2 protein-coding genes are annotated in these 2,728 nt (G+C 45.7%); one reads left to right on the top strand and one right to left on the bottom strand.

Annotation, left to right across the window (positions count from 1 at the left end):
* Positions 1-21 precede the first annotated feature (21 nt).
* Positions 22-1,755 (bottom strand): arginine--tRNA ligase, encoded by a 1,734-nt coding sequence (gene argS, locus KI743_RS24010; protein ID WP_285468526.1) that lies wholly within the window; start codon positions 1,753-1,755, stop codon positions 22-24.
* Positions 1,756-2,062: 307 nt separating this feature from the next.
* Here argS and KI743_RS24005 point away from each other — a divergent pair, with 307 nt between their 5' ends.
* Positions 2,063-2,653, top strand: coding sequence for a VOC family protein (locus KI743_RS24005; RefSeq protein WP_285468523.1), 591 nt, complete (start codon positions 2,063-2,065; stop codon positions 2,651-2,653).
* Positions 2,654-2,728 lie beyond the last annotated feature (75 nt).

The following is a 2,728-nucleotide window of genomic DNA, read 5'->3' as shown; positions in this document are numbered from 1 at the left end:
GAATCTCGAATCTCGAATCGCTTACATGCGCTCTAGAGTGTCGATACCTAGTAGAGACAGACCTTGCTTGATGGTCTTCGCTGTCAGTGCAGCAAGCTTCAGACGGCTTTGTTTAACGCCTTCGTCCTCAGCAACTAGGATAGGGCACGCTTCGTAGAAGCTAGAGAATTGACCAGCAAGTTCGAATAGGTAAGTACACATGATGTGCGGCTGACCTTCACGAGCAACAGACTGAACCGCTTCTTCAAATTGTAGAAGCTTCGCGATAAGTGCTTTTTCTTTCTCTTCAGTGATCTTGATTTCACCTTCAAGCGACTCCATAGAAACGCCTGCTTTAGCGAATACAGAAGCAACACGTGTGTAAGCGTACTGCATGTATGGTGCAGTGTTACCTTCAAACGCAAGCATGTTGTCCCAGTCGAACACGTAGTCAGTAGTACGGTGCTTAGAAAGATCCGCGTATTTAACCGCTGCCATAGCAACTGTGTTTGCGATAGTTTTCTTTTCGTCTTCCGCTAGCTCAGGGTTCTTAGATTCGATCAGTTGTGCTGCACGAACTTCTGCTTCATCAAGAAGATCAGCAAGACGAACCGTACCACCTGCACGAGTCTTGAATGGCTTACCATCTTTACCTAGCATCATGCCGAACGCGTGGTGCTCAAGAGATACAGACTCAGGGATGTAGCCCGCTTTACGAACGATAGTCCAAGCTTGCATTAGGTGCTGGTGTTGACGAGAATCGATGAAGTAAAGAACACGGTCTGCACCTAGCTCTTCGTAACGGTACTTAGCACATGCGATATCGGTTGTCGTGTATAGGAAACCGCCGTCGCGTTTTTGGATAATAACGCCCATTGGGTCGCCATCTTTGTTCTTGTACTCATCTAGGAAAACGACTTGTGCGCCGCCATCTTCTTGAGCAAGACCTTGAGCTTTCAAGTCTTCAACGATTGCAGGAAGCATGTCGTTGTACTTACTTTCACCCATCACGTCATCACGAGTTAGAGATACGTTTAGACGGTCGTAGTTACGCTGGTTTTGAATCATTGTGATATCAACCAGTTTCTTCCACATCTCTGCGCAGAACTCATCGCCGCCTTGTAGTTTCACTACGTAGTTACGTGCTTTAACTGCAAACTCTTCGTCTTCGTCGTATAGCTTCTTAGACTCACGGTAGAAGGCTTCAAGGTCAGAAAGCTCCATAGAAACTTCGCCAGACTCTTGTTGTACACGCTCAAGGTTTGCGATAAGCATACCGAACTGAGTACCCCAGTCACCAATGTGGTTTGCACGGATAACGTTGTGGCCTAGGAATTCTAGAGTTCGAACAACTGCATCACCGATGATAGTAGAACGTAGGTGACCAACGTGCATCTCTTTAGCAACGTTTGGTGCAGAGTAGTCAGCAACGATAGTTTGAGCTTCAGCCGCTGCAACGCCTAGACGAGAATCAGCCAATGCTGCGTCTGCTTGTTGTGCAAGGAAAGCTTCGTCTAGGAAGATGTTTAGGAAACCAGGGCCTGCGATTTCAACTTTAGAAGCGATACCGTCTAGGTTTAGAACGTCCAATACTTTCTGAGCAAATTCTCGTGGATTAGTGCCTAGTCGCTTTGCAACGCCCATTACGCCGTTTGCTTGGTAGTCACCAAATTGTGGTTTTGCAGATTGACGAACAGCCGCAGGAGAGCCTGCAGGTGCGCCAGCGGCTTCTAGAGCCTGAGATACTTTGTCATTAATAAGTGCTTGGATATTCACACGCGTTTCCTTCAATTCAAGGATGATAAGAGTGGTTGTTATTTCGTTGCCAGCTAAGGTTAAGGTGCAATTTACTTAACGCTTTATTGATGAAATGAACAACAGACTCTGTTTGAGTTCACAAAAATGGCGGTAATGATACCAATTTTGTGTGGCTTCTTATAGGGCGGATTGATAGAAAATTTACATTTCCTTTAACCAAATAAACGCAATTACCGTAGAGATTTCAAAACAACGCTCAATAGAAGGCTTGTTGCAAAAAATAGAGCTGCTACCATGCGCGCATCAGATTTGGAGAAAGTAGATTATGACGCTCACGCAAGCACAATTAGAACCGCAACAGATGATTGAACGCCTGGATGATTTTATGGGCAAGATCGAAGAGTTTGGTAGTAAGCTAGGGTTAGATCTTAGCTTTGCACAAGCGGATCACATTGCGTTAAGAATCAACGAGACGTCGTTAGCGAAAGCGGCACATGAGGCTTGGTCTGGTTACGGCGAGACGATTTCACAAGCGATGATTAACGGTCGTCCAATTGTTGTGATTGCTTTTGATGAGCCGTTAAAGAGCCGAGGTTGGTCGATTGAGTGTTTAGAACTGCCATATCCGGCAGAAGGTAAGGTTTACCCAAGTCAAGATTGGGAGCACGTTGAATTTGTGATTCCATCTCATGCACAAACCGCTGATGAGTACCTAGCGGATCTTAAAGACACTTACCCGCAGTTCGCTGCTAACTTTGCAGCGTTGGCAGAGCAAGGCGTTAAGATCAAACTTTCCAGTCCGAAAGGCGAAGGCGAGCGTTTGAACAACCCAACGGTAGCGTTTAAGCATCAAGGGATTTGTATAAAGTTACACCCACACTCGCTGAAGAAGATTGTGGAATCAGAGCAGGGTTAATAACGCCCTTTATTACAATGAAAAAAAGGGTTGACGATAATTGCCAACCCTTTAAAACTACTCGCTTACTCGCTT

The sequence above is a fragment of the Vibrio sp. D420a genome (genome assembly GCF_030248625.1).
GTDB classification, from domain to species: domain Bacteria; phylum Pseudomonadota; class Gammaproteobacteria; order Enterobacterales; family Vibrionaceae; genus Vibrio; species Vibrio fortis_A.
Note: the sequence above shows the minus strand (reverse complement) of the source record. Positions and strands in the feature narration are given on the sequence as shown.